This is a genomic window from Buttiauxella agrestis (genome assembly GCF_900446255.1).
Taxonomy (GTDB): Bacteria; Pseudomonadota; Gammaproteobacteria; order Enterobacterales; family Enterobacteriaceae; genus Buttiauxella; species Buttiauxella agrestis.
Map to the genome: position 1 here is coordinate 1,158,821 of NZ_UIGI01000001.1, position 18,144 is coordinate 1,176,964.

The window sequence follows — 18,144 nt, forward strand, 5'->3', positions numbered from 1 at the left end:
CTGATGAAAAATCATGATTCATGCGATACTCTGCATGCAATTTAGCGATCGCCTTTTAGGTTAAAAAAGGTGTCACCGTTTGTGCCACGAAACTTATAACCAAGAAGAGATAATTTGTGGAACAGATCAGGAAAACAAAGGCGTAACGGAACTTTGCTCAAATCGAGCGTTCCAACCGTGAACTTGCTCATGTATGCAGAGTTCGGGTGGCTTTTCAATTACGCGTGGAAATAGGTTTGGGGAGACATTACCTCGGATGAGCGAGCAGTTAACGGATCAGGTCCTCGTCGAACGGGTCCAGAAGGGAGATCAGAAGTCATTCAATTTACTGGTAATTCGTTATCAGCATAAAGTGGCGAGCCTGGTTTCCCGCTATGTACCATCAGGGGATGTCCCTGATGTAGTGCAGGAATCTTTCATTAAAGCTTATCGCGCACTGGATTCATTCCGTGGCGATAGCGCGTTTTACACATGGTTGTATCGTATAGCGGTCAACACGGCGAAAAATTATCTGGTTGCTCAGGGTCGTCGTCCTCCATCAAGTGATGTGGACGCAATTGATGCGGAAAACTACGAAAGTGGCAGCGCATTGAAAGAAATTTCGAACCCTGAGAACTTAATGTTGTCTGAAGAACTGAGACAAATAGTTTTCCGTACTATTGAGTCACTTCCGGAAGATTTACGTATGGCAATTACGTTGCGGGAGTTGGATGGTTTGAGCTATGAAGAAATAGCCGCCATCATGGATTGCCCGGTAGGGACTGTACGTTCTCGTATTTTCCGTGCGCGGGAAGCTATTGATAATAAAGTTCAACCGCTTATCAGGCGTTGACGATAGCGGGTTACTGGAAGGGTAATTAGGCATGCAGAAAGAACAGCTTTCCGCTTTAATGGATGGGGAAACTCTGGATAGCGAGCTGCTAAGTATTTTGTCGAAAGACAAATCAATGCAGCAAAGCTGGGAGAGCTACCACCTAATCCGCGACACAATGCGCGGCGATACCAGTGAATTACTTCATTTTGATATTGCAGCTAATGTCATGGCCGCAATTGAAAATGAGCCAGTGCGTCATGTCACGCCACTCATTACTGAACAGCAACCAAAACCAGAACAATGGCAGAAAATGTCATTCTGGAACAAGGTGCGTCCGTGGGCTAGCCAACTTACCCAAATGGGTGTTGCTGCATGTGTATCACTTGCAGTAATCGTTGGTGTGCAGCACTATAATGGCCAGTCTGACAACCCTGCTCAACCCGAGGCTCCAGTGTTCAACACTTTGCCTATGATGGGTAAAGCGAGTCCGGTAAGTTTAGGTGTGCCGTCTGACAGCACAGCCAGTACGGGTCAGCAGCAGGTACAGGAACAGCGTCGACGTATCAATGCCATGTTGCAAGATTACGAATTGCAGCGTCGTTTACACGCCGAGCAACTCCAGTTTGAACAGGCACAAACCCAGCAAGCTGCGGTACAAGTGCCAGGAAACCAAACTTTAGGAACTCAATCGCAGTAATGAAGCAACTTTGGTATGCCCTGTCTCTTATGACAAGCAGCCTGTTGTTCAGCTCAAATGCCTCGGCGGACACTGTTTCGTCCGGGGCATTGTTGCAGCAAATGAACCAGGCGAGTCAGTCACTCAATTATGAGTTGGCATTTATCAGCATCAATAAGCAAGGCATAGAATCCTTACGGTATCGCCATGCAAGGCTTGATAATCGTCCGCTTGCTCAATTGCTTCAGATGGATGGCCCGCGCCGAGAAGTCGTCCAGCGTGGCAGTGAAATCAGCTATTTTGAACCTGGGCTTGAGCCATTTACGCTCACCGGGGATTACATCGTTGATTCGCTTCCATCAATCGTTTACACCGATTTCAAACGCTTAACGCCATATTACGACTTCATCTCTGTCGGACGCACTCGTATTGCCGACAGGCTTTGTGAAGTCATCCGTGTGGTGGCCAGAGACGGTACGCGTTACAGCTATATGGTGTGGATGGATTCAGAAACCAAATTACCCCTGCGTGTTGATTTGCTGGACCGTGATGGCGAAACGCTGGAACAATTCCGCGTGATCTCCTTTAATGTCAGCAAAGAAGCGAACGGCATGATGCAAAGTCTGGCAAAGGCGAATTTACCGCCATTATTGTCAGTCCCTGGTGCTGAAAAAATTAACTTTACCTGGGCACCGACCTGGCTGCCGCAAGGATTTAGTGAAGTTTCCAGCAGCCGTCGCCCATTACCAACGGTTGATGTCCCTATCGAATCACGTCTTTATTCAGATGGTCTGTTTAGCTTCTCGGTCAATATTAGCCGTGCGGCCAGTAATAGCACCGATCAGATTCTACGCACGGGGCGTCGCACCGTAAGTTCTGAGATTCGTGATAAAACGGAAATCACCATTGTGGGTGAACTACCACCGCAAACGGCAAAACGTATTGCGGACAGCATCAAATTCAGGAACGGACAATGATTAAAGAGTGGGCAACCGTTGTCTCCTGGAAACAGGGTGAAGCATTATTAAGCTGTGATGTGAAAGCATCTTGCAGCAGTTGTGCTTCACGCGCAGGCTGCGGTAGTCGCATCCTTAATAAGCTCGGCCCACAAACGAGTCACACCTTATCGGTTGCCTGCGATACTCCGCTGGTGGCCGGTCAAAAAGTCGAATTGGGCATCGCTGAAGGCAGCCTGATAGGCTCTGCATTACTGGTTTACATGTCTCCACTGGTCGGTTTGTTTATCGTATCTGCTCTTTTTCAGGCGATGTTTGATACAAACCTTGCCGCGATTTGTGGTGCATTACTGGGAGGCGTAGGCGGTTTTCTTATCGCCCGCGGGTTCTCTTTGAAACTCAGCCGCCGTGAAAACTGGCAGCCGGTTATTCTCAGCGTTGCTCTGCCGCCAGATGCGCTCAGAGTCGAAACCATGACGCCTGCAGATAACCCGTGAAGCACCTGCTACCCATCATCTGTTTGACACTCACTCCATCGGCTTTTCATCGCTTAGCTAAGCTTGCATGATGACCTGTTTCCTCGCTTTCTGGTTGTAGTGTAGAATGCGGCGTTTCAGGCAAAAGACAGCCATTGACATCATGCTCTGTACAGCGCGTAGCGCCGAGCTTTCCCGGATTTGTAAGGCATAAAAACCTCTAACTATGAAGAATATACGTAACTTTTCTATTATTGCCCACATCGACCACGGCAAATCGACGCTGTCTGACCGTATTATCCAAATTTGCGGCGGCCTGTCCGATCGCGAAATGGAAGCCCAGGTTCTTGACTCCATGGATCTTGAACGTGAGCGCGGGATTACCATAAAAGCGCAAAGCGTGACTCTGGATTACAAAGCAAGTGATGGTGAAACTTATCACCTGAATTTCATCGACACACCTGGTCACGTTGACTTCTCTTATGAAGTTTCTCGTTCGCTTGCCGCGTGCGAAGGTGCGTTGCTGGTGGTGGATGCCGGGCAGGGTGTTGAAGCTCAGACCCTGGCAAACTGCTATACCGCCATGGAAATGGATCTGGAAGTCGTTCCTGTACTGAACAAAATTGACCTGCCAGCGGCTGACCCTGAACGTGCTGCGCAAGAAATTGAAGATATCGTGGGTATCGATGCCGCTGATGCTGTTCGTTGTTCAGCTAAAACTGGTTTTGGTGTAACGGATGTTCTTGAACGTCTGGTGCGCGATATCCCAGGCCCTGAGGGTGATCCGGAAGCACCGTTGCAGGCGCTGATCATTGACTCCTGGTTCGATAACTACCTTGGTGTTGTCTCCCTGGTGCGTATCAAAAACGGCACCATGAGAAAAGGCGACAAAATTAAAGTTATGAGCACCGGCCAGGTGTATAACGCTGACCGTCTGGGCATTTTCACGCCGAAACGTGTCGATCGTGACGTACTCGGCTGTGGGGAAGTTGGCTGGTTGGTCTGCGCGATTAAAGACATTCTCGGCGCGCCAGTTGGCGATACTTTGACTCTTGCACGTAACCCGGCAGATAAAGCGCTGCCAGGCTTCAAAAAAGTGAAGCCGCAGGTTTATGCAGGCCTGTTCCCGGTTAGCTCTGACGATTACGAAAACTTCCGTGATGCGCTTGGCAAATTGAGCCTGAACGATGCTTCCTTATTCTTCGAGCCAGAAAGCTCAACGGCGCTGGGCTTCGGCTTCCGCTGTGGCTTCCTTGGCCTGCTGCACATGGAAATCATTCAGGAACGTCTGGAACGTGAATACGATCTTGACCTGATTACCACCGCGCCAACCGTAGTTTACGAAGTCGAAACCACCACTGGCGAAACGATCTATGTTGATAGCCCTTCCAAGCTGCCAGCACTGAATAACATTGCTGAACTGCGTGAGCCAATTGCAGAATGTCACATGCTGATGCCTCAGGAATATCTGGGCAGCGTGATCACTCTGTGTATCGAAAAACGTGGTGTGCAAACCAACATGGTTTACCACGGTAATCAGGTTGCGCTGACCTATGAAATTCCGATGGCTGAAGTGGTCCTCGACTTCTTCGATCGTTTGAAATCGACATCTCGTGGTTATGCGTCTCTGGACTATAACTTCAAACGCTTCCAGGCTTCTGACATGGTGCGTGTTGATGTTCTGATCAACGGCGATCGTGTTGATGCCCTCGCATTGATTACTCACCGTGGCAATTCACAGTTCCGTGGTCGCCAACTGGTTGAGAAAATGCAAGAGCTGATCCCGCGTCAGCAATTTGATATTGCGATTCAGGCGGCTATCGGCGCACACATTATTGCGCGTTCTACCGTTAAACAATTGCGTAAAAACGTTCTGGCAAAATGCTACGGCGGTGACGTAAGCCGTAAGAAAAAGCTGTTGCAGAAACAGAAGGACGGTAAGAAGCGTATGAAGCAAGTCGGTAACGTCGAACTGCCTCAGGAAGCGTTCCTCGCCATTCTGCATGTCGGCAAAGACAGCAAATAAATTAAGGAGTTGGCATGGCGAATATGTTTGCGCTAATCCTCGTGATAGCGACGCTGGTGACGGGTATTTTATGGTGCATTGATAAATTTATCTTTGCGCCAAAACGTCGGGAAAAACAGGCGGCAGCGCAAGCTGCCACGGGTGATGCGCTTGATGGCAAAACGCTCAAAAAAGTCGGACCGAAACCAGGTTGGTTAGAAACGGGGGCATCCGTATTCCCTGTGCTCGCGATAGTTCTGATTGTGCGTTCATTTATTTATGAACCCTTCCAGATACCATCCGGCTCCATGATGCCAACGCTTTTAATCGGCGATTTTATTCTGGTAGAGAAATTTGCCTATGGCATTAAAGATCCTATTTACCAGAATACGCTCATTGAAACCGGTCATCCAAAACGCGGCGATATTGTGGTGTTCAAATATCCACAAGATCCGCGTCTTGATTACATCAAGCGTGCTGTCGGTTTACCGGGCGATCGTGTCAGTTACGATCCTGTGGCAAAAGAAGTCACTGTTCAGCCAAATTGCAGTTCAGGCCAGGCCTGTGACAACGCGTTGCCAATTACTTACAGCAATGTAGAACCCAGTGATTTTGTGCAGACATTTGCACGCCGCAACGGCAGTGAAGCAAACTCTGGTTTCTTCCAGTTGCCACAGAACCAAACCAAAGAAAATGGTATTCGTCTTTCCGAGCGCAAAGAAACTTTGGGCGATGTGACTCACAATATTCTGACCGTGCCAATTGCGCAGGATCAGCTGGGTATGTATTACCAGCAACCGGGCCAACAACTGGCGACCTGGATTGTTCCACCGGGCCATTATTTCATGATGGGTGATAACCGCGATAACAGCGCTGATAGCCGTTATTGGGGCTTTGTTCCTGAGGCAAATCTGGTCGGTAAAGCGACCGCAATCTGGATGAGTTTCGAGAAACAAGAAGGTGAATGGCCAACGGGTGTTCGTTTAAGCCGTATAGGCGGAATTCATTGATCAATTAAATCCATTCAGATAACGACTTTCCACGTCGTTATCTATAGAATATCCCCCCGTATTAAGGTTGGCTCCTCTCTGAGGAGCCACGGCAAACGAAACAGCGTTGGTTCTCTTTTTCAGGTCTGTTCCGTGTGCTGAATAATTGACGCATTCATTAATTGGTATCGCATGAACCCCATCGTAATTAATAGGCTGCAGCGTAAGCTGGGCTACACTTTTGTACATCAGGATCTGTTGCAGCAGGCATTAACGCATCGCAGTGCCAGCAGCAAACACAATGAGCGTCTGGAATTTCTGGGTGACTCCATTCTTAGCTATGTTATTGCAAACGCGCTTTACCATCGTTTTCCACGCGTAGACGAAGGTGATATGAGCCGTATGCGTGCGACGCTGGTGCGTGGCAATACGTTGGCAGAAATAGCCCGCGAATTTGAGTTAGGTGAATGTCTGCGTCTTGGGCCGGGTGAATTAAAAAGTGGTGGATTCCGCCGCGAATCCATTCTGGCCGATACCGTAGAAGCCTTAATTGGTGGCGTTTTCCTCGACAGCGACATCCAGAATGTTGAGCGTTTAATTCTTTCCTGGTATCAATCTCGTCTGGATGAAATTAGCCCAGGCGATAAGCAAAAAGACCCTAAGACGCGTCTGCAAGAGTATTTGCAGGGTCGCCACTTGCCACTGCCATCTTATTTGGTGGTGCAGGTTCGTGGTGAAGCGCACGATCAGGAATTTACCATTCACTGTCAGGTGAGTGGCCTGCCTGAGCCGGTGATTGGCACCGGTTCAAGCCGCCGTAAAGCGGAACAGGCTGCAGCTGAGCAGGCGCTTATCAAGCTGGAGCTGGAATAATGAGCGAAGAACAAACCTTTTGCGGATTCGTGGCCATCGTTGGTCGCCCTAATGTCGGCAAATCCACGCTGCTAAACCAGTTGCTTGGGCAAAAAATTTCTATCACTTCCCGTAAAGCGCAGACCACCCGTCACCGCATTATGGGTATCCATACCGAAGGCCCGTATCAGGCAATTTACGTCGATACCCCAGGGCTGCATATGGAAGAAAAGCGCGCTATCAACCGCCTGATGAACAAAGCTGCGAGCAGCTCCATCGGTGATGTTGAGCTGGTTATTTTCGTCGTTGAAGGGACTAAGTGGACCGCAGACGATGAAATGGTGCTTAACAAACTGCGTGACGCGCGCGCGCCGGTGATTCTGGCAGTGAACAAAGTCGATAACGTGCAAGATAAAGGCATTCTGTTGCCGCATCTGCAATTCCTCGGTAGCCAGATGAACTTCCTCGATATCGTGCCCATTTCTGCGGAAAACGGCATGAACGTAGATACGATTGCGAGCATCGTTCGCAAACGTCTGCCAGAAGCGACTCATCACTTCCCTGAAGAGTACGTTACAGACCGTTCACAGCGTTTCATGGCCTCTGAAATCATCCGTGAAAAACTGATGCGTTTCCTTGGCGCGGAATTACCCTATTCCGTTACCGTTGAAATTGAACAGTTTGTCTCTAATGCTCGCGGTGGTTTTGACATCAATGGTTTGATTCTGGTTGAACGTGAAGGCCAGAAGAAAATGGTGATTGGCAACAAAGGCGCCAAAATCAAAACCATCGGTATCGAAGCGCGTAAAGACATGGAAGAGATGTTTGAAGCGAAAATTCACCTGGAGCTGTGGGTGAAGGTGAAATCCGGTTGGGCAGATGACGAACGCGCACTGCGTAGCCTGGGTTATACCGACGATCTGAAGTAATAATATGGAAGGCTGGCAACGGGCTTTTGTCCTGCATAGTCGCCCCTGGAGCGAAACCAGCCTTCTGCTTGACCTCTTTTCAGAAGAGTCAGGGCGCGTTCGTTTAATTGCGAAAGGCGCTCGTTCTCGGCGTTCAAACCTCAAAGGGACACTCCAGCCCTTCACTCCATTGCTGGTTCGCTGGGGTGGACGTGGTGAAGTTAAAACACTGCGTAGCGCCGAAGCTGTCTCGCTGGCACTTCCTCTGAGTGGTATTACGCTTTACAGCGGCCTGTACGTGAATGAACTGGTTTCACGCGTGCTTGAAGATGAAACCCGTTTCTCTGAATTATTCTTCGATTATCTCCATTGTATTCAGGCTTTAGCCGGAACCAGCGGTTCTCCTGAACCGGCATTGCGTCGTTTTGAGTTAGCGCTGCTCGGACATCTGGGTTACGGCGTAGATTTCCTGCATTGCGCCGGTAGCGGCGAAGAAGTCAGCGATACCATGACTTATCGCTATCGTGAAGAGAAAGGCTTTATCGCAAGCCTTGTGGTGGATAACCGCACCTTCACTGGCCACGAGTTGAAGGCGCTTGCTAACCGTGAGTTTCCAGATTTAGCCAGTTTGCGCGCTGCCAAACGTTTTACCCGCATAGCGTTAAAACCCTATCTGGGCGGAAAGCCCCTCAAAAGCCGCGAATTGTTCCGCCAGTTTGTGCCTAAAAAACCACCACTCAAATCACCTCAAGACCCGCAATAACGCCTGGGCGTAGCCATGCTTTCCTTCTCAGGTGTAAACTGCCGGAACTCAAACCGTTCTGACCTCGAGGATTGTCATGGCTGAATTACTTTTAGGCGTCAACATCGATCACATCGCAACTTTGCGTAACGCACGTGGCACGGCATATCCTGATCCTGTACAGGCCGCATTCATTTGCGAGCAAGCTGGTGCGGACGGTATTACGGTTCACCTGCGTGAAGATCGCCGCCATATCACCGATCGCGATGTCCGCATTCTGCGCCAGACCCTCGATACGCGCATGAACCTCGAAATGGCAGTCACCGAGGAGATGATTGGTATTGCCTGCGAAACTAAACCTCATTTCTGCTGCCTGGTGCCGGAAAAACGCCAGGAAGTCACCACCGAAGGCGGGCTGGATGTCGCCGGTCAACTGGATAAAATGCGCGATGCCTGCAAACGCCTCGCGGATGCTGGAATTCTGGTTTCTCTGTTTATTGATGCTGACCACGCGCAAATTGATGCTGCTGTGGCCGTTGGCGCGCCATATATCGAAATTCATACCGGCTGCTATGCGGATGCGCAAGACGAAGTGACTCAAGCCAAAGAACTGGCTCGTATCGCAGAAGCGGCAACTTACGCAGCGGGAAAAGGGCTGAAAGTGAATGCCGGACACGGTCTGACTTACCACAACGTAAAAGCCATTGCCCGCCTGCCAGAAATGCACGAGCTGAATATCGGCCATGCGATTATTGGCCGTGCGGTAATGAGTGGTTTGAAAGAAGCGGTGGCAGAAATGAAACGCCTGATGCAGGAAGCGCGTAGCTAATGGCGATTCTTGGCCTTGGCACAGACATTGTTGAGATAGCGCGCATTGAAAGCGTTATCTCACGCTCGGGTGACCGACTGGCGAAGCGTGTGCTGAGTGCCAACGAATGGCTGCAATACCAGGCGCACCAGCAACCGGTGCGCTTTTTGGCAAAACGTTTTGCGGTAAAAGAAGCGGCGGCAAAAGCGTTTGGCACCGGTATTCGCAACGGTCTGGCGTTTAATCAGTTTGAAGTGTTCAACGACCCGTTAGGTAAACCGCAACTGCGATTCTGGGAAGAGGCCGAGCGAGTCGCGCAAAGAATGGGTGTGCGCTCAGTGCACGTTACGCTTGCCGATGAACGGCACTATGCGTGTGCGACGGTGATCATAGAAAACTAGAGTTTGTCGGCGTGATGCATCTGGACAAACTTGTCCCACAGCTGCTCTTCATTTTCGATATGCGCGGGATCGCTGATGATGGTATTCGGGATAGGACACACTTTCTGGCACGTAGGTGTTTCGTAATGACCCACGCACTCAGTGCAGCGATCGGTGTTGATCTCATAAATGCTATCCCCCATGGAAATGGCCTCGTTCGGGCACTCCGGCTCGCACATATCGCAGTTGATACATTTTTTAGTGATAAGTAGCGCCATGGGAAAATCTCGATAACAACAGAAACAGGGCGGGCATTATACGCCCAATCCTCGATCAAACCAGTTTTTTTACCAGCGCTTCACTATGACGAATGCGTTCTGGTGCGTGTTCCAGATCCCGTTGAACCAGGGCCATAAACAGCAAATCGGTTAGCATCATCTGTGCGCTTGTGGAGGAGATAGCCGCGCTACGCGTCGCCTGCTCTTCGGCGATGGTGTACAAGCAAAGCGAGGCTCGTTGCTGCAACGCATTTGGCGTGAAGCCGGTAATCGCGAGGATTTTTGCACCTGCACGCAGAGTTTCATCTGCGGCGAGATTTATCTCACGCCGTTCACCAGAATAGGAAATAGCCAGCAATACGTCGTCGGTACTTGAAGCTTGAGCGGTAGCCAGCAGCGCGTGCATATCTTGTTCCGCGACCGCATTAATGCCAATTTTCATCAGCTTCCAGGCAAAATTCTTGGCGACCAGACCGGATGCACCTATCCCCACCAACAAGACACGCCGCGCATTACGCAACATATTCACACTGGCAAGCAGCTTTTCTTCGCTATTGATATCAAGCGTGGCATGCATCGCTGCCATATTGTCTTTAATTAGCTTTTCACCGACCAGACGCAGCGGATCATCACCAAGAATCAAATTATGAACCGGTACAGATTGTGGATCCTGGCCGCTTGCCAACGCTTCGCTGATGGCGAGTTTAAGGGCAGGGAAGCCTTTAAAGCCCAGTTTTTGGGAAAACTTCACCACACTTGATTGGCTTACACCGGCTTCAGCCGCAAGCTGCTGCGAGCTTAAATGACGGGCGTGATCGGGTTTTTCCAGCAGAAAGTCGGCCAGTTTACGGTCACTCTGTGCCAGGGTTGAGTAGCGGCTTCGGATTCGCAGTAAACAGTTCATTTCCTCTCCAGTGTGCCGGGTCAAATACCTGAGCGGCCCAATAATAACGTAAATTCACTCGCCTGAATTAATTGTATATTCCATTATTATGAAACCTGAAGGAATTAATTATTCAAAGGTGGCGGAAAAGTCCGGCTCACAGGTTCGCGAAAGCCAATACTCGCAATCTTTGCTGTCCGTTACCGGAAAAGTGATGGTCTATCTGTTAGGCTTTCTGATAGCTGTCATCGCTAGTGTGATATTTACGGGATAACGATCCAGAGGAGTAACGTTTGGCAACTCAGAGTGAGCGTCGGGTAGTCTTTTTTGATTTAGATGGCACGCTGCATCAGCAGGATATGTTCGGCAGCTTCTTGCGCTATCTGTTGCGCCATCTGCCCCTCAATCTGTTACTTGTCATTCCGCTTTTGCCGGTGATAGGAGGGGCGTTGCTGATTAAAGGACGCGCCGCTCGTTGGCCGATGAGCCTGTTATTGTGGGGAGCAACCTTTGGTCATAGCGAAACACGCCTCAAACAGCTGGAAACGAACTTTGTGACCTGGTTTCGTGGGCGCGTCACCGCCTTTCCGATAGTCCAGCAGCGTCTGACGGATTATCTGACCAGTTCAGATGCCGATGTCTGGTTAATCACAGGCTCGCCGCAACCGCTTGTTCAGCAGGTTTATTTCGACACGCCGTGGCTACCGAAAGTTAAGCTAATTGCCAGCCAGATTGAACGCTCTCATGGAGGGTGGGTGCTCACATTGCGCTGCCTTGGGCATGAGAAAGTGGCGCAACTGGAACAAAAAATTGGCACGCCGCTACAGCTTTATAGTGGTTACAGCGACAGCAACCAGGATAACCCGCTGCTCTATTTTTGCCAGCACCGCTGGCGGGTTACACCGCTTGGACAGTTGCAGCAACTGGAATAATACCCTTCATACTTCAAGTTATAGGTGCGTTGAGTGTGTATAATGCGCGCCCGAATATAGCCGTGCCCGGAGAATCCCTTGTCAGAAAGTGAATTTACCCATGAATACTGGATGCGTCATGCATTAGTACTTGCTCGTCGTGCATGGGATGAAGGTGAAGTTCCGGTCGGGGCGGTGCTGGTTCATAACAACCAGGTGATAGGCGAAGGCTGGAATCGCCCGATTGGCCGACACGATCCCACGGCTCATGCTGAAATCATGGCGCTTCGTCAGGGTGGTGTTGTTTTGCAAAACTACCGTCTGCTGGACACTACACTTTATGTCACCCTCGAGCCATGCGTTATGTGTGCTGGAGCCATGGTTCACGGGCGTATAGGCAACCTGGTATTTGGTGCTCGTGATGCCAAAACGGGTGCGATTGGTTCTTTAATGGACGTGCTCAGACACCCGGGCATGAACCATCAGGTTACTGTGACTGAGGGCGTACTGGCAGAAGAGTGTTCGGCAATGCTGAGCGATTTCTTTCGAGCGCGTCGTCTTGAGAAAAAGGCCCTAAAGGAAAAGGCCCGAAGCGGGGAGTAGCCAGCTCTACAGGCGCGACGACAGGATACGCTTGCGCGTATTTTTCTTCCTGCGCTTCTAGCCTCTCTTTTTCAAGTAAATATCCTGCCAGGCTTATGTGGTACTTGCGGATATTTTCGACGTACGCATACGCCTCATGGCCGCGGGCATAACCATAAGTTGTTTTGCTGTAATACTGTTTCTGGCTCAATAGAGGCAGACGAGTTTTAACATCCGCCCAGCTATCCGGATTACCTTTTTGCTTCGCTGTGAGCTGGCGAGCATCCAGCATGTGGGCATACCCCATGTTGTACGCTGTCAGTGCAAACCAAATCCGCTCTTCTTCCGGCACGCTATCAGGCACTTTCGCCATCATATCTTTCAGATACTGGCTTCCGCCTGCAATGCTTTGCTCTGGATCCAGTCGGTCCGTCACACCGAGACTTTGTGCCGTGTTTTTAGTCAGCATCATCAACCCGCGCACGCCGGTTGGCGAAGTTGCCTGGTTGTCCCAGTGTGATTCCTGATACGAAATTGCCGCCAGCAAACGCCAGTCTATTTCAGTGGCATATTTTTCGAATAATGGCTGAAGCTCAGGCAACACGGAATCCACGGCTTTGAGGAATGTGCGGGTATCGACGTAATCAAAATCCCCCACATGGCCAAGATATTTCTCTTCCAGGCGAGCAAAAGTCCCGTCGCTGTTCAGCTTGTTATAAAAGTCGAGAAGGGCCGCAGAAAGGCTATCATCGCCATCCAGCGCGCTAAACCATGTCACGGGCTGCTCGTCGGTCACATCCAACGCCACGGCAAGTTGCGGATGAACGCGCTGGAAAGTGCTTATCGCGACGGAATCGGCAATCGTAAAAGCAATCTTCCCGTCGACAACTTGTTGCAACAGTTCAGTGCTGCTGTGCTGCTCGTCGATACGCCAGCTTAAATCCGGATATTTCTCTTCTTTAAGCTTTTTCAATGCATTGAGCGACGTCACGCCTGGCGAAAGCACCAACTGGTTCTCTTTAACGCCAGCCAATGTTTTAGGGCGCGGGCTACCCATGCGATAAACCATCTGCTGCGAAACGGAATAGTAGGCTGGCCCCGCCTGGTAATGCTGGCTGCGTTGGGTGTTGTAGACCAGGCCTGCTGCAATCACATCGGCTTTGTTGTTATCAATGTCATCAAACAGCTCTTGAATATTCGGACGAACGGTCACTTCCAGTTTCACGCCAAGGTAACGGGCAAATTGTTCGGCCATCTCATAATCGAGACCAATTTCTTTTCCCTGATACTGGGTATAAGTCAAAGGTGATTGAATGGTACTGACGCGCAAAACCCCCCGCGCCTGAATGGCGGCGATACGATTTTCGGCTTGTCCGAACCAGGGAATGGAGGGCCATAGCGCCACTGCCAGCAACACGGTTACGGCACCGATAAGCAGATAATTAATCTTAAATCTTTTCAAATAGTTAATCTGCAACGAGGCGTAGAGTTTTCGCTAACAACAGGCTTCAAAAGTGGAGGTGCTCCCAAAAGGTGTGGCGCATTTTGCTTAACAAAACGCCACTGTGCAACATATTCAACATTTCTGGTTAAATTTCCATCAGTGAAAACTAATGCGTTTATTTATACGCAAACGGTTTCGTCATGGCGGCGGATTCTCTATAATGGCGCCCGTTTTCCCCTTGCGCCCACTGAAGCGTCCCCCTGGCGTTTCGAAGACGAGAGATCTTTGATGATGGAAATTCTGCGTGGTTCGCCCGCTTTATCGGCATTTCGTATTAACAAATTACTGGCCCGCTTTAATGACGCCAACCTTCCGGTCAGCGACATTTATGCCGAGTATATTCACTTTGCCGATCTCGAGGCGCCGCTAACGGCTGAAGAGCACGCCCGCCTGCAACGGTTGTTGAAATATGGTCCAACCCTTGCCGACCACGCCCCGACTGGCAACCTGATTCTGGTTACGCCACGTCCTGGTACCATCTCACCCTGGTCCTCCAAAGCCACTGACATTGCCCGTAACTGCGATCTCGCCAAAGTTAAGCGCCTTGAACGCGGCGTGGCGTATTACATCACTGCCAGCACATTGACCGATGCACAGCGCCAGGAAATTGCTGCGTTGCTGCACGACCGCATGATGGAAAGCGTGTTCGGTGCGCTGGACGATGCACAGCAACTGTTCTCTCATCACACGCCTGCGCCGGTGCAAAGCGTTGACCTGTTAACGCAGGGCCGCGAAGCGCTGGTGGAAGCCAATATCCGTTTAGGACTGGCTTTGGCAGAAGATGAAATCGACTACTTGCAGGATGCGTTCACCAAACTGGGGCGCAACCCGAATGACATCGAGCTGTATATGTTCGCGCAGGCTAACTCCGAACATTGCCGCCACAAGATTTTTAACGCCGACTGGATTATTGACGGCGTGGAACAGCCTAAATCGCTGTTCAAAATGATTAAAAACACCTTTGAGAAAACGCCTGACTACGTGTTATCGGCATATAAAGATAACGCTGCAGTCATGGAAGGCTCACAGGTAGGGCGCTTCTTTGCCGACCACGAAGCGGGACGTTACGACTATCACCAGGAAGACGCACATATCCTGATGAAAGTTGAAACTCACAACCACCCAACCGCGATTTCCCCTTGGCCGGGTGCGGCGACCGGTTCAGGCGGTGAAATCCGTGATGAAGGCGCAACAGGCCGTGGCGCAAAACCGAAAGCGGGCCTGGTAGGTTTCTCCGTTTCGAACCTGCGCATTCCAGGCTTTGAACAGCCATGGGAAGAAGATTTCGGCAAGCCCGATCGCATTGTGACCGCGCTGGATATCATGACCGACGGCCCTCTGGGCGGCGCGGCATTTAACAACGAATTTGGTCGTCCGGCGCTGACAGGCTACTTCCGTACCTACGAAGAGCAAGTTAACAGCCACAACGGCGTCGAACTGCGCGGCTATCACAAGCCAATCATGCTGGCGGGCGGTATCGGCAACATTCGCGCCGATCATGTGCAGAAAGGCGAAATCACCGTCGGGGCGAAACTTATCGTCCTCGGCGGCCCGTCGATGAACATTGGCCTGGGCGGCGGTGCTGCATCCTCTATGGCTTCAGGCCAGTCTGATGCGGATCTCGACTTTGCTTCCGTACAGCGCGACAACCCGGAAATGGAACGTCGTTGCCAGGAAGTCATCGACCGCTGCTGGGAACTGGGCGATGCCAACCCGATTCTGTTTATTCATGATGTGGGCGCGGGTGGTCTTTCCAACGCTATGCCTGAACTGGTGAGTGACGGCGGTCGCGGTGGTCGTTTTGAGCTGCGCGATATCCTGAACGATGAACCAGGCATGAGCCCGCTGGAAGTGTGGTGTAACGAATCCCAGGAACGTTATGTTCTGGCCGTTGCCCCAGACCAGTTGCCGCTGTTCGACGAACTGTGCCGGCGTGAACGAGCGCCATATGCCGTGATTGGTGAAGCGACGGAAGAAAAACATCTGACGCTTAACGACAGCCATTTCGACAACCAGCCAATTGATATGCCGCTGGATGTGTTGCTCGGCAAAACACCGAAAATGGAACGTAATGTTGAAACGCTGAAAGCGAAAGGCGACGCGCTGGATTGCCGTAACATCACGATTGCCGATGCGGTCAATCGTGTGCTGCATTTGCCGACCGTGGCTGAAAAAACGTTCCTCGTGACTATCGGCGACCGCTCCGTCACCGGCATGGTCGCGCGTGATCAAATGGTTGGCCCGTGGCAGATCCCGGTGGCTAACTGTGCGGTCACGACTGCAAGTCTGGATAGCTATTACGGTGAAGCGATGTCTCTGGGCGAACGTGCGCCGGTCGCGTTGCTGGACTTCGCAGCATCAGGTCGCCTGGCGGTCGGTGAAGCGTTGACCAACATTGCGGCTACGCAAATTGGTGCACTCAACCGTATTAAACTCTCGGCAAACTGGATGTCCGCAGCCGGTCATCCGGGTGAAGATGCTGGCTTGTATGAAGCGGTGAAAGCCGTGGGCGAAGAACTTTGCCCGATGTTGGGCCTGACCATCCCAGTGGGCAAAGACTCTATGTCGATGAAAACCCGCTGGCAGGAAGGCACCGAGCAACGCGAGATGACCTCTCCGCTGTCGCTGGTGATCACCGCATTTGCCCGTGTTGAAGATGTTCGTCGCACCGTTACGCCACAGCTGCAAACCGAAGATAACGCCCTGCTGCTTATCGATTTAGGTGCTGGTCATAACGCGTTGGGCGCTACCGCACTTTCTCAGGTTTACCGCCAGTTGGGTGACAAACCTGCCGATGTGCGCAGTGCCGAACAGCTCAAAGGCTTCTTCAACGCCATTCAGGCGCTGGTTGCTGAGCAAAAACTGCTGGCCTATCACGACCGTTCCGACGGTGGTTTGCTGGTGACTCTGGCGGAGATGGCATTTGCCGGTCACTGTGGTGTGGAAGCGGATATTGCCGCACTTGGCAAAGACCATCTGGCTGCGCTGTTTAACGAAGAGTTAGGCGCGGTAATCCAGGTGAAAGCAGCCGATCGTGCCGCCGTTGAGAAAACGTTGGCAGACCACGGTCTTGCGGATTGCGTTCACTTCCTCGGCAAAGCCGTGGCGGGGGACCGTTTCACACTAACCGCCGATGGTCATGCGGTATTTAGCGAAAGCCGCACCACGCTTCGCATGTGGTGGGCAGAAACCACCTGGCAGATGCAGCGCCTGCGCGATAACCCGGAATGTGCCGATCAAGAACATGAAGCGAAAGCCAATGACAACGATCCTGGCCTGAACGTTAAACTGAGCTTCGATATTAAAGAAGATATCGCGGCGCCGTTTATTGCCAAAGGTGCGCGTCCGAAAGTGGCTGTACTACGCGAGCAGGGCGTTAACTCCCACGTTGAAATGGCGGCCGCCTTCCACCGCGCGGGCTTTGATGCCATCGACGTACACATGAGTGATTTACTGGCAGGCCGTCGTGGTCTGGAAGATTTCCAGGCGCTGGTGGCGTGTGGCGGCTTCTCTTACGGCGACGTACTGGGTGCTGGCGAAGGTTGGGCGAAGTCCATTCTGTTCAACTCCCGGGTGCGCGATGAGTTCGAAACCTTCTTCCATCGTCCACAAACCCTGGCCTTGGGCGTGTGTAACGGCTGCCAGATGATGTCGAACCTGCGCGAACTGATTCCTGGAAGCGATCTGTGGCCGCGCTTTGTGCGTAACCATTCAGACCGCTTTGAAGCGCGCTTCAGTCTGGTAGAAGTCACCTCCAGCCCGTCTTTACTGCTGCAAGGCATGGTCGGCTCCCATATGCCAATCGCGGTTTCTCACGGCGAAGGGCACGTGGAAGTGCGCGATGCGGCGCATCTGGCCGCACTGGAAAGCAAAGGGCTGGTGGCACTGCGCTTTATCGACAACTTCGGCAAAGTTACGCAAAACTACCCGGCGAACCCGAACGGTTCCCCGAACGGTATTACGGCAGTGACCAACGAAAGCGGGCGCGTGACCATTATGATGCCGCACCCTGAGCGTGTGTTCCGTACTGTAAGTAACTCCTGGCACCCGGAAGAGTGGGGCGAGGACAGCCCGTGGATGCGCATCTTCCGGAATGCGCGTAAACAACTCGGTTAAGTTGTTGTGGAATCCCTGCTTCGGCAGGGATTTTTTTGTCACCATTTCCCGACAATGGCGCTCTTTAGGTGTCTCTGATTTGCGACACTTAACATATTGATTTTTATTGCTTTGCAAAATATGATTTTTAAGTGTTGCTAAATAGCGACGTTACGGTTGAAAAACAATCAGCTTGCAGTGTGAGTCATTAAATAAATAAACATAATGGAAACATTGGCATGCATTATTTGTAGCAAACATGGCACATAGTATGCATAATACTGC

18 protein-coding genes and 1 pseudogene are annotated in these 18,144 nt (G+C 51.2%); 16 read left to right on the top strand and 3 right to left on the bottom strand.

The features are described from left to right. Positions 1–114 precede the first annotated feature (114 nt). The 12 genes from rseD to acpS all read left to right on the top strand — a co-directional run bounded on the left by rseD (position 115) and on the right by acpS (position 9,627). A complete protein-coding gene (gene rseD / locus DY231_RS25720) occupies positions 115–234 on the top strand; it encodes a rpoE leader peptide RseD (RefSeq protein ID WP_147295632.1) in 120 nt (39 codons plus the stop codon). A gap of 22 nt (positions 235–256) precedes the next feature. After that, a complete protein-coding gene (gene rpoE, locus DY231_RS05520; RefSeq protein WP_034497749.1) occupies positions 257–832 on the top strand; it encodes an RNA polymerase sigma factor RpoE in 576 nt (191 codons plus the stop codon). A gap of 31 nt (positions 833–863) precedes the next feature. Beyond that, positions 864–1,511 (top strand): anti-sigma-E factor RseA, encoded by a 648-nt coding sequence (rseA, locus tag DY231_RS05525; RefSeq protein WP_034497748.1) that lies wholly within the window; start codon positions 864–866, stop codon positions 1,509–1,511. Continuing rightward, positions 1,511–2,467, top strand: a complete 957-nt coding sequence (rseB, locus tag DY231_RS05530) for a sigma-E factor regulatory protein RseB (RefSeq protein ID WP_034497747.1) — start codon at positions 1,511–1,513, stop codon at positions 2,465–2,467. The genes rseA and rseB overlap by 1 nt, the downstream gene beginning before the upstream one ends. Continuing rightward, entirely contained in the window at positions 2,464–2,943 is a 480-nt protein-coding gene (rseC, locus tag DY231_RS05535; protein ID WP_115627568.1) for a SoxR-reducing system protein RseC, read from the top strand. Before rseB ends, rseC begins: the two co-directional genes overlap by 4 nt. Positions 2,944–3,148: 205 nt before the next feature. Next, positions 3,149–4,948, top strand: a complete 1,800-nt coding sequence (gene lepA / locus DY231_RS05545) for a translation elongation factor 4 (protein ID WP_115627569.1) — start codon at positions 3,149–3,151, stop codon at positions 4,946–4,948. 14 nt (positions 4,949–4,962) lie between these two features. Next, complete coding sequence (gene lepB / locus DY231_RS05550) at positions 4,963–5,937, top strand: signal peptidase I (protein WP_115627570.1); 975 nt, start codon at positions 4,963–4,965, stop codon at positions 5,935–5,937. Positions 5,938–6,108: 171 nt separating this feature from the next. Further along, on the top strand, positions 6,109–6,789 hold the full coding sequence (rnc, locus tag DY231_RS05560) for a ribonuclease III (protein WP_034459305.1): 681 nt from the start codon (positions 6,109–6,111) through the stop codon (positions 6,787–6,789). Then, positions 6,789–7,697, top strand: coding sequence for a GTPase Era (gene era, locus DY231_RS05565; RefSeq protein WP_115627571.1), 909 nt, complete (start codon positions 6,789–6,791; stop codon positions 7,695–7,697). Before rnc ends, era begins: the two co-directional genes overlap by 1 nt. A 4-nt stretch (positions 7,698–7,701) precedes the next feature. Continuing rightward, entirely contained in the window at positions 7,702–8,439 is a 738-nt protein-coding gene (recO, locus tag DY231_RS05570; RefSeq protein WP_034497742.1) for a DNA repair protein RecO, read from the top strand. Positions 8,440–8,515: 76 nt separating this feature from the next. Further along, on the top strand, positions 8,516–9,247 hold the full coding sequence (gene pdxJ / locus DY231_RS05575; protein ID WP_115627572.1) for a pyridoxine 5'-phosphate synthase: 732 nt from the start codon (positions 8,516–8,518) through the stop codon (positions 9,245–9,247). After that, positions 9,247–9,627 carry a holo-ACP synthase gene (gene acpS / locus DY231_RS05580; protein ID WP_064544373.1) on the top strand — a complete coding sequence of 127 codons (381 nt, stop codon included), beginning with the start codon at positions 9,247–9,249 and terminating at the stop codon, positions 9,625–9,627. The genes pdxJ and acpS overlap by 1 nt, the downstream gene beginning before the upstream one ends. Here the strand turns inward: acpS and DY231_RS05585 are convergent. Both DY231_RS05585 and DY231_RS05590 read right to left on the bottom strand, forming a co-directional pair. After that, positions 9,624–9,884, bottom strand: coding sequence for a YfhL family 4Fe-4S dicluster ferredoxin (locus DY231_RS05585; protein ID WP_115627573.1), 261 nt, complete (start codon positions 9,882–9,884; stop codon positions 9,624–9,626). The two genes, acpS and DY231_RS05585, sit on opposite strands and share 4 nt — an antisense overlap. A gap of 55 nt (positions 9,885–9,939) precedes the next feature. After that, on the bottom strand, positions 9,940–10,788 hold the full coding sequence (locus DY231_RS05590) for a MurR/RpiR family transcriptional regulator (protein ID WP_034497738.1): 849 nt from the start codon (positions 10,786–10,788) through the stop codon (positions 9,940–9,942). 166 nt (positions 10,789–10,954) lie between these two features. Between DY231_RS05590 and DY231_RS25595 the strand changes: the two are divergent. From DY231_RS25595 to tadA, 3 genes and pseudogenes are all read left to right on the top strand, one after another. Next, positions 10,955–11,057: pseudogene (locus DY231_RS25595) on the top strand (PTS transporter subunit EIIC); the annotation flags it as partial. Positions 11,058–11,060: 3 nt separating this feature from the next. After that, the gene (gene yfhb, locus DY231_RS05595) at positions 11,061–11,699 is read left to right on the top strand and encodes a phosphatidylglycerophosphatase C (RefSeq protein WP_115627574.1); all 639 of its coding nucleotides are present in this window, start codon (positions 11,061–11,063) and stop codon (positions 11,697–11,699) included. Between the two features lie 111 nt (positions 11,700–11,810). Then, positions 11,811–12,281, top strand: coding sequence for a tRNA adenosine(34) deaminase TadA (gene tadA / locus DY231_RS05600; RefSeq protein WP_370511346.1), 471 nt, complete (start codon positions 11,811–11,813; stop codon positions 12,279–12,281). Here the strand turns inward: tadA and mltF are convergent. Then, positions 12,166–13,722, bottom strand: a complete 1,557-nt coding sequence (gene mltF, locus DY231_RS05605; RefSeq protein ID WP_115631774.1) for a membrane-bound lytic murein transglycosylase MltF — start codon at positions 13,720–13,722, stop codon at positions 12,166–12,168. The two genes, tadA and mltF, sit on opposite strands and share 116 nt — an antisense overlap. 270 nt (positions 13,723–13,992) lie before the next feature. Between mltF and purL the strand changes: the two genes are divergently transcribed. Beyond that, on the top strand, positions 13,993–17,880 hold the full coding sequence (gene purL, locus DY231_RS05610) for a phosphoribosylformylglycinamidine synthase (protein ID WP_115627576.1): 3,888 nt from the start codon (positions 13,993–13,995) through the stop codon (positions 17,878–17,880). Positions 17,881–18,144: the final 264 nt, after the last annotated feature.

Coding starts and splice junctions, on each gene's coding strand:
- rpoE (WP_034497749.1), top strand. CDS start 257: ATGAGCGAGCAGTTAACGGATCAGGTCCTCGTCGAACGGGTCCAGAAG.
- rseA (WP_034497748.1), top strand. CDS start 864: ATGCAGAAAGAACAGCTTTCCGCTTTAATGGATGGGGAAACTCTGGAT.
- rseB (WP_034497747.1), top strand. CDS start 1,511: ATGAAGCAACTTTGGTATGCCCTGTCTCTTATGACAAGCAGCCTGTTG.
- rseC (WP_115627568.1), top strand. CDS start 2,464: ATGATTAAAGAGTGGGCAACCGTTGTCTCCTGGAAACAGGGTGAAGCA.
- lepA (WP_115627569.1), top strand. CDS start 3,149: ATGAAGAATATACGTAACTTTTCTATTATTGCCCACATCGACCACGGC.
- lepB (WP_115627570.1), top strand. CDS start 4,963: ATGGCGAATATGTTTGCGCTAATCCTCGTGATAGCGACGCTGGTGACG.
- rnc (WP_034459305.1), top strand. CDS start 6,109: ATGAACCCCATCGTAATTAATAGGCTGCAGCGTAAGCTGGGCTACACT.
- era (WP_115627571.1), top strand. CDS start 6,789: ATGAGCGAAGAACAAACCTTTTGCGGATTCGTGGCCATCGTTGGTCGC.
- recO (WP_034497742.1), top strand. CDS start 7,702: ATGGAAGGCTGGCAACGGGCTTTTGTCCTGCATAGTCGCCCCTGGAGC.
- pdxJ (WP_115627572.1), top strand. CDS start 8,516: ATGGCTGAATTACTTTTAGGCGTCAACATCGATCACATCGCAACTTTG.
- acpS (WP_064544373.1), top strand. CDS start 9,247: ATGGCGATTCTTGGCCTTGGCACAGACATTGTTGAGATAGCGCGCATT.
- DY231_RS05585 (WP_115627573.1), bottom strand. CDS start 9,884: ATGGCGCTACTTATCACTAAAAAATGTATCAACTGCGATATGTGCGAG.
- DY231_RS05590 (WP_034497738.1), bottom strand. CDS start 10,788: ATGAACTGTTTACTGCGAATCCGAAGCCGCTACTCAACCCTGGCACAG.
- tadA (WP_370511346.1), top strand. CDS start 11,811: ATGCGTCATGCATTAGTACTTGCTCGTCGTGCATGGGATGAAGGTGAA.
- purL (WP_115627576.1), top strand. CDS start 13,993: ATGATGGAAATTCTGCGTGGTTCGCCCGCTTTATCGGCATTTCGTATT.